The 8,370-nt window shown below is 41.4% G+C and carries 7 protein-coding genes; 4 read left to right on the top strand and 3 right to left on the bottom strand.

Translation table 11 applies throughout. The features are described from left to right. The coding region (locus tag IM507_RS08360; RefSeq protein ID WP_287636875.1) for a transposase at positions 1–184 on the top strand (184 nt) is incomplete at its 5' end. A gap of 287 nt (positions 185–471) precedes the next feature. On the opposite strand, the gene IM507_RS08365 is transcribed toward IM507_RS08360, so the two are convergent. Further along, positions 472–2,523 carry an NAD(P)H-quinone oxidoreductase subunit 5 gene (locus IM507_RS08365; RefSeq protein WP_069473763.1) on the bottom strand — a complete coding sequence of 684 codons (2,052 nt, stop codon included), beginning with the start codon at positions 2,521–2,523 and terminating at the stop codon, positions 472–474. A 370-nt stretch (positions 2,524–2,893) separates the two neighbouring features. Here IM507_RS08365 and IM507_RS08370 point away from each other — a divergent pair, with 370 nt between their 5' ends. From IM507_RS08370 to IM507_RS08380, 3 genes are all read left to right on the top strand, one after another. Next, positions 2,894–3,880 (top strand): AAA family ATPase, encoded by a 987-nt coding sequence (locus IM507_RS08370; protein ID WP_123230585.1) that lies wholly within the window; start codon positions 2,894–2,896, stop codon positions 3,878–3,880. A 14-nt stretch (positions 3,881–3,894) separates the two neighbouring features. Beyond that, positions 3,895–6,387, top strand: a complete 2,493-nt coding sequence (locus IM507_RS08375) for a S8 family peptidase (RefSeq protein ID WP_123230586.1) — start codon at positions 3,895–3,897, stop codon at positions 6,385–6,387. 218 nt (positions 6,388–6,605) lie between these two features. Next, the gene (locus IM507_RS08380) at positions 6,606–6,815 is read left to right on the top strand and encodes a hypothetical protein (RefSeq protein ID WP_002761322.1); all 210 of its coding nucleotides are present in this window, start codon (positions 6,606–6,608) and stop codon (positions 6,813–6,815) included. Positions 6,816–7,076: 261 nt separating this feature from the next. Here the strand turns inward: IM507_RS08380 and IM507_RS08385 are convergent, their stop codons facing one another. Next, positions 7,077–7,793 (bottom strand): peptidase, encoded by a 717-nt coding sequence (locus IM507_RS08385; protein WP_287636876.1) that lies wholly within the window; start codon positions 7,791–7,793, stop codon positions 7,077–7,079. Continuing rightward, on the bottom strand, positions 7,794–8,027 hold the full coding sequence (gene secG, locus IM507_RS08390) for a preprotein translocase subunit SecG (protein ID WP_002736485.1): 234 nt from the start codon (positions 8,025–8,027) through the stop codon (positions 7,794–7,796). Positions 8,028–8,370: the final 343 nt, after the last annotated feature.

The raw sequence follows: 8,370 nt of genomic DNA on the forward strand, positions 1-8,370 counted from the left end.
GAGTTGTCAAACAATCCGAAACTGGTTTGGAGAAATAATTAGTTATTTCGAGCGAAGGACAACGAATGGGATGGTCGAGGGAATCAACAATAAACTTAAACTAATAAAACGGAGAGCCTATGGCTTTAGAAACTTTCGGAATTTTTGGGTTAGAAGTATGTTGTCTTGGCATCTTGTATGTTGATTTAGCATAAAGAGTAACGAAGAGCCATATTTTGTCTCCGACTCAAGAGTTTTTATCAGAGTTTAAATCTATCTTCGTTATAGTTTCATATCTATACTTTTTCTTCCCCAAAAAATGTAATATTATCTTACAATAAATCCAGTTATTAAAGACTGATTATTTATTCTCCCTGTTCCCTTTTGCCTGTCCTGATATGTAGCCTATACTCAACAGATTAACAAGGGAGACTTAAAGCTGAAAAAAGGGGCTTCGCGCCCCCAAAAATCTTTAGTCAACCGATTAAAAATCTACACCAGACTATAGACAATTACTAAGCCCAAAACTGCGGCAAAGACAATTAAAGCGTAGAATTGGGCGCGACCATTTTCGAGGTATTTAAGACCTTCACCACTGACAAGAGTAGCTAAACCGGTTAAATTCACTGCCCCATCGATAACGCGATAATCCACTTCCATAATTTGCCGTGCGAGACGACGACAACCCTGGACGAAAACTCGATCATAGAGATTATCAATGTACCATTTGTTCAGGGAAAAACGATACAAAGCGGGGAATTTTTCCGCAATAGTTGCGGGGTCAATTTTCTTCTGGAGATACATCAAAGAAGCGACAGTAATCCCGATTAAAGCAATCCCTACCGAATTACCCGCCATAATCAGAAACTCTGTCCAATCAAAAGCATGAACTTCTTCCACCACTTCGTTAGGAACATGAATAAAACCCTCGAAGAAATTCTGCCAAGGTTTACCCACCAAACCAATCAACAAAGAGGGAACCGCCAAAATCATGAGAGGTAAAGTCATAGTAATTGGCGATTCGTGGGGTTCATGGGCATGATGGCCGTGGTTGTCTTCTTCCTGCGCTTCCGAGTCTAATTGCTTAACATTCATTGCCCCCGGTCCAAAAGCCGGAATCGCGCCCGCGTTGGCTAACAGTCGCCGTTTAATCTCCTTATTAGTCCCTCTAAACTCCCCTTCAAAGGTATTAAAGTACATCCGGAACATATAAAAAGCTGTTAAACCCGCAGTACCCCAACCGATTAACCATAAGGACGGGTTCGCCTCAAAAGCTAAACCGAGAATTTCATCCTTCGACCAGAAACCAGCGAAGGGAGGAATCCCACAGATGGCCAGAGTTCCCACCAGGAAAGTTAGGGCAGTAATGGGCATATACTTGCGTAAACCGCCCATCATCCGCATATCTTGCGCTAAAACCGGCTCATGACCGACCACATCCTCCATACCGTGGATGACCGAACCGGAACCGAGGAACAACATCGCTTTAAAATAAGCGTGGGTCATCAGGTGGAATAATCCGGCACTATAGGCACCAATACCCATAGCCATAACCATGTAACCCAATTGGGAGATGGTGGAATAGGCTAAACCCTTTTTGATATCATTCTGGGTGAGGGCGATACTTGCCCCTAGAAAGGCAGTAAAGGCCCCCGTCCAAGCAATTACCGTCATCGCCGTCGGAATTGGCTCAAAAACGGGATACATCCGAGCAATCAGGAAAACTCCGGCGGCCACCATCGTGGCGGCGTGAATCAGGGCCGAAATCGGGGTCGGACCTTCCATGGCATCCGGTAGCCAGACATGAAGGGGAAATTGGGCTGATTTGGCCACGGGTCCCAGGAAGACTAAAACGGCGAATAATGCCGCTAAACTGCCGGCAATGGCTCCAGAAGAGACTAATTCCTCTAGACGTTCACCCATGATATCAAACTCGAAGCTACCGGTGGCCCAGAAAAGCCCCAGCATTCCCAGTAATAAGCCAAAATCGCCGACGCGGTTGGTAACAAAGGCTTTTTGACAGGCCTCGGCAGCCGCCGGACGAGTGAACCAGAAACCTACTAGCAGATAGGAACACATCCCCACCAATTCCCAGAAAATGTAGATCTGGACGAGGTTGGGACTGATGACCAAACCGAGCATAGAACTGCTAAAAATGCTCAGATAGGCGTAAAAACGCACATAACCGGGGTCATGGGCCATGTAACCATCGGTATAAATCATCACCAAAAAGGCTACGGTGGTGACGATAACCGACATTAAAGCGCTGAGGTGATCGATCGTATAACCCATTTTCAGGTGAAAGTTACCCGCCGATGCCCAATCGATCATTTGGTTGTAGGGAGCGTGTCCATTGATTTGACTCCACAGCAGCGCAAAAGACAGCACCATCGACGCACCGAGGGTAGAAATGATCAATACAGCATTCACCTGTCGCAGACGATTGGTGACTTCATTAAAGGAAATTAAGCCCGCGCCGACTAGGGTAGCGCCTACCAAAGGCAGGACGGGAACTAGCCACGCGTACTGATAAAGCGGTTCCATTCAGTAATACCTAGTTTACAATTTCACACTATTTGGTTTATCCTCATCTATTGTGACATAGGTTAATTCTTAAGAAAGTGTTTATACCTAGTTTTGCTTAATAGGGCGGCGAAAGGTCAAAGGATCTTATCAATTTGGCAGTTTAGCGAGCGGGACGGTAATTTTTAGGGAGAAGCGGCAAAATTATCGAATAACCACGAAAGCAAGGAAACGATTAAATACGGGTTTCTCCTAGCCAATAGGACAATTTATTTAGTACAATTTAACTATACCGATCAAAATTAGTCCAAAAGGGAAATCATTCTTTATATAGTGCCTGTCACAGTTAAAATCATTGAGTATGATGGGGAGTTTAACTTAACGAGGTATCATGTCCACCGCTCGCCATATTCTAGCACTTCTAAAAAGTCATGTAGAAGGAGAAGAGCAGCAATTTTATTCTGCTGCCCTACAGATGGCTGCACACGAAGCAAGACAAGGACATGGTAAGTTAGCCCAAGAAATTCGCGAATTAATTGACCAAGCAAAGGCTAGTAAATCGGTTATTGAAAAAAAATCTGATCCAATTCCTTTAGTACAACCAAAAGGAGATTTAGCCAATCTGGTTTCGGTCAGATATCCCGATATTCGATTATCGGATATGATTTTAACCTCTGACCTTGAATTTAGACTTAAACGAGTATTAACTGAACAAAGACAAGGAAAAAGACTCAGAGAACATAATCTTACGCCTCGCCGGAAACTGTTGTTAGTAGGTCCACCGGGTTCTGGTAAAACAATGACGGCTGAAGCTTTAGCAGGAGAGCTTAAATTACCTTTGTTTACGACTTTATACGATAGTCTAATGGGCAAGTATATGGGAGAAACGGCTAGTCGTTTAAAACTGATTTTTGAGGCGATGACAATAACAAAAGGGGTCTATTTTTTTGATGAATTTGATGCGATTGGGACTCAACGTCATAATTCTAACGACGTGGGAGAAATTCGTCGCATTCTCAATTCTTTTTTGATGTTTTTAGAACAAGAGCAAGGGGATAGTTTGATTTTGGCAGCAACTAATCATCCTCAGTTACTAGACAAAGCTCTTTTTAGGCGTTTTGATGATGTAATTGAATATCAGCTTCCCGATGCCGCAATTATTCGTGAATTGATTGAATCTCGTCTTATTTCTTTTGAAATTGACTGGAAAGATTGGTCAAACATTCTTAATCAAGCCAATGGACTCGCTCAAGCTGAAATTGTCAGAGCGACAGATGACGCAGCCAAGCAAGCTGTTTTGTCAAATAGTCAGAAGGTAAGCGAAGATTCTCTGATTTCAGCTATTATGGAACGTAAGGATCTGAACTTCAATGAATAAAACCTAATCCCATAATGTCGCAACGTTCTCGCCGTCTTCCTCACTTGTATCTACGGAATAACCCTCGATTTCGCTCAAGCATTAATTATACTTCACCGCGTTCAGTTAATGCTCCACCACCACCCTATCGGAACAGAATAGAACACGCTGCAAAATTAGAACTTGCTATTGGTGAAGCGATTACGAAAGCTCGTCAACAATTAGAATCCCGTTTATCGGCAATTGCCGTCGGACAACCCGGATTCTATTTAGAATTTCAGGTAACAAAAGATCAAGCGAATGCTTTTGAAAATTTAGGAGATAAACGCAAAAAAATTGAATTAGTTGCTGTTAAGCCTTCTCCTGAACAAGAAAATATAGTTAAGGCTACTGTTTTTGTACCAGAGTCAGCGACAGAATTTTTTGAGAACAAAGTAGAAGAATATCGTGATGAAGAAACAACAAAAGGAAACCCAAAAAATGCAGCCCTAATAACACGACTAGAAAACGTTGAAATTGGTACAGTTCAATCATTATTTACTGATGATCCTGCTTTATTTCCTCAGAATGGACAATCAATATGGTGGGAAGTATGGTTACGTCGTGGACAACTTGAAGACTTCCAAACCATTGCTCAAAGACTCGATATTATGACTAAATTTCATATACATTTTCCCGAAAGAACTGTTACTTTAGCTATGGCTAATGTAGAAAAAATACAGCAAGTTCTTCAAAATTCTGATACGGTTGCAGAATTAAGAATTGCTAAAGATACGCCTTCCTTTTTTCTTGATATGAAATTAATTGAAAAGGAGGAATGGGTCGAGGATTTATGGAATCGAACTTTACCTCCTAGAGATAATGCTGTTGCTGTCTGTCTTCTTGATTATGGAGTTAATAGACGACATAAACTGATTGAAAAAGGTCTTGATAGTAGTGATTTATATACTTGTGATCCTAATTGGGGAACTCATGATCCTCATAATACACATGGTACAGAAATGGCGGGTTTAATTCTTTATGATGATTTATTTAATGCTTTACAAACACAAGGATATATAACGCTTATTCACCGTTTAGAATCAGTTAAAATTCTCCCTCCTGTCGGACAAAATGATCCTGAACTTTATGGCGCAATTACAGAGCAAGCAGTCTCTCGTCCAGAAATACAAAATCCCAAGCGAAAACGTATTTTCTGTATGGCTGTAACTAGCGAGCAGCCATCACCAAATTATGGAACTCCCTCCTCATGGTCAGCAGCAATAGATCAACTATCTTTTGGTGAAGATAATTTTAAGCGATTAATCATTATTTCAGCAGGAAATATCAGAGAAGAAATATCTTTATCTGATTATTTAACCCGCAATGATGTGGCAACAATTGAAAACCCAGCACAAGCTTGGAATGCTCTTGTTGTGGGAGCTTACACTGAAAAAGTTAATATCAGTCATCCCGACTTTCACGGTTGGCAACCTGTAGCTCCTTGGGGTGATTTATCTCCTAAAAGTTGTACTTCTGTTTCTTGGGAAAATCAATGGCCAATTCGTCCTGATATTGTTTGTGAAGGGGGAAATTATGCCTCAGATGGGGAAAATTATGCACAAATGATTGACGATTTATGCTTATTAACAACTGCTCATAGTCATAACTATAAATTGTTTACTTATATGTGTGATACCAGTTGTGCAACTGCACTCGCTAGTTATATGGCTGCTCGAATTCTTTCAGAAAATCCCAAATATTGGCCAGAAACAATACGCGCTTTAATTGTTCATTCAGCCGAATGGACTGTTAGGATGAGAGCTAATTTTCCAAAGAAATTGAAGCAGCAAGATAAAAAAAATTTGATTCGTCGCTATGGATATGGTGTTCCTGATTTAGACAGAGCTTTAAAAAGTTCAAATAGTGACTTAACACTGGTTATTGAAGATCAACTGACACCTTTTAAAAAAGATGGTAGTGACATTAAAACAGACAAAATGAATTTTCATAGCTTACCCTGGCCAAAAGAAAAGCTAGAACAATTAGGAGAAGCCAAGGTAGAACTGAGAGTAACTTTATCGTATTTTATAGAACCTAATCCAGGGGAGCGAGGTTATAAAAGAAAACACCATTATGCCTCTTATGGACTCAGATTTCAAGTAAAAAAACCTTTAGAGACCAATCAACAATTTCAACATAGAATTAATAAAGCTACCAGAGAAGAAGAAAAAAATATTTCTGGCATTAAAGAGGAAGATAACTGGTTTTTGGGTCCTCATTTAAGGAGTCAAGGTTCACTTCATTCTGATATATGGACAGGAACGGCCGTCGATTTAGCAAGTAGAGGAATGATAGGCGTTTATCCTGTTGGTGGATGGTGGAAAGAACAAATACAAGAGGAACGCCATGATCAACCTGTTCGCTATACATTAATTGTAACGATTCGAGTACCAGAAATTGAGTGTGATATTTACACCCCTGTATCTAATTTAATTTTAATCAGTCAAGATACACCCACTAACATACCAATAGAAACAGAGATTTAATCTTTACATCGAACTTCATTCATTAAATATATCTCAGGAATTGAGAAAATTGGTAACAATTCTCTGTAAGTTTCCCTACTAACTTTTTCACCTTCGCTCCCCAACAACCCAACTTAATCAGCGCGATTTAGACATGGCTAGAGGAAATAGAGGTTTAGATGAACTAAAAAGTTAGTCAATAGTGGGTAAAATGTTTGTGTATAGGACATTTTTTCCCCATGACTAAACCCTTAGACTCCCTGAAACAGCCCAATCCCTCAGAAAAAACAGCCCCTAGAGATGATTGGTTAGATAGCGAACTATCTCGTTTAGAAGATTATGAACCTTACGATTGGGGAGAAATAGATCCCTTAATGTTAGGCAAACCCGTACAATATGTTTCTAGTATTGGCTTAGTTGTCGAGGGTGGCAAAGATTGGGGTTGCTGATTTGCAATAGGAATCTTCTTGTGTGGGGTTTTTAAAACCTAGAGCTAAACTAACTTTTGGATAGGATGCACAGTTGGCATTCATAGCTTGAGTCAGCAACACCCCTCCCCAGCAACCCAAGTTAATCAGTGCGATTAAAACATGGCTAGAGGAAATAGAGGTTTAAGCGATGGTTAATCTTCTGGATCTTAGTCAGTTATACTAAGTATATCCATAACTTATACTTTTTAATAGCAGAACCGACTGAAGAGCAATATTTACCTATTCAGGTATTAGATACCCTAGCTTATCCATCTGCCAACCTAACTGAGTTGGCTGCTGATAAACCTTTTTTAAAGTGTTAATATCCCGGCTAGAAATCGGGGCAATATCTCTAGTTTGAGCGAAATACATCACATCCGTCTCCAGGGGACTATGACCCCAAATTCCCAAAGCGTGACCTAATTCGTGCCGCGCTGCCGCTAAGGCCGACCGATCGGCTAAATTGGGACTAATCTGGATACTCATCCGATGAGTTAAGCGATTTTCCTTGACAAAAATCTCGTATTGTGTTATGGCAGAACGCACCCGGGGCAGTTCTAACTTACCCGTTTCGGCATTAAAACGGACTCCCGACGGCGGTAACTCCCGTTTAATGAGGATATCGGCCAATTCTGCCCGATTTACCAACTCCATCGGCAAATACTGCCCCCATTCAGCGATCGCCTGTTGTACCAAACTCAGCCAAGAACTGCGATCGCTCTGAAGATAAATCTTCACGGGAAATTGCGACCAAATCAACGCCCCCACGGGACTGATTTCCACAGCATCAAAATAATCCCCGGACTGGTTTTGCTCTTGCCATTGGGCTAAATTAGCGGGTAAAGGATGGGTTTTTAACTCTGGTAGCGATCGACTGTCGGCAATCAAAGAATAGGAAAACAGCAAAAGACTCGCCAAGGCTGCGAGTCCTAGAAAAGAGAACCGACCTCTTAGCATTTAGCGATTTAACCAGCCGGCGCTCAGTACAATAGTTAGGGTGATAAATACCGTCCCCAACGCCCAAGTCACCTGATTTAAGGTTTTTTCCGCCGTTTTTGCGCTGGTAAAAATCTGGGATTGGCCGCCAATACCGCCAATACCATCCCCTTTGGGACTGTGTAATAACACCAAAATCGCCAGAAAGGCCGCCGCCAGCGCCCAAATAATCTGTACTACCAGCACCACTGTCATGATTATTACTCTCTATTTTCCATTACAAAGTATAGCAGTTATCAAGCCGTCAGCTTTGAATTAGTTATCAACTAGGGTCCTCTTCATCCTCTATATCCTCAAGTGTTAGTGGTGCTTGGGCGCTATGGCGAACATATAAGTAGGTAGGCGTTAAAAGTTGTCAGACACCCCCCTTATCAAGGGGGGATTAAAGGGGGGACTAAGGGGGGATCGGCACCCCCCTTATCAAGGGGGGCAGGGGGGATCGAACCTAAAATCCATTTTTAATTTAATTATAACCAGCTACTTAACACATAAACCGTACTATCTCTAATTGTAAAAAGCACTCGATAGACATTTTTAC

This window comes from Microcystis sp. M20BS1 (assembly GCF_020245305.1).
In the GTDB taxonomy this organism is placed as follows: domain Bacteria; phylum Cyanobacteriota; class Cyanobacteriia; order Cyanobacteriales; family Microcystaceae; genus Microcystis; species Microcystis ichthyoblabe_A.

Coding starts and splice junctions, on each gene's coding strand:
- IM507_RS08365 (WP_069473763.1), bottom strand. CDS start 2,523: ATGGAACCGCTTTATCAGTACGCGTGGCTAGTTCCCGTCCTGCCTTTG.
- IM507_RS08370 (WP_123230585.1), top strand. CDS start 2,894: ATGTCCACCGCTCGCCATATTCTAGCACTTCTAAAAAGTCATGTAGAA.
- IM507_RS08375 (WP_123230586.1), top strand. CDS start 3,895: ATGTCGCAACGTTCTCGCCGTCTTCCTCACTTGTATCTACGGAATAAC.
- IM507_RS08380 (WP_002761322.1), top strand. CDS start 6,606: ATGACTAAACCCTTAGACTCCCTGAAACAGCCCAATCCCTCAGAAAAA.
- IM507_RS08385 (WP_287636876.1), bottom strand. CDS start 7,793: ATGCTAAGAGGTCGGTTCTCTTTTCTAGGACTCGCAGCCTTGGCGAGT.
- secG (WP_002736485.1), bottom strand. CDS start 8,027: ATGACAGTGGTGCTGGTAGTACAGATTATTTGGGCGCTGGCGGCGGCC.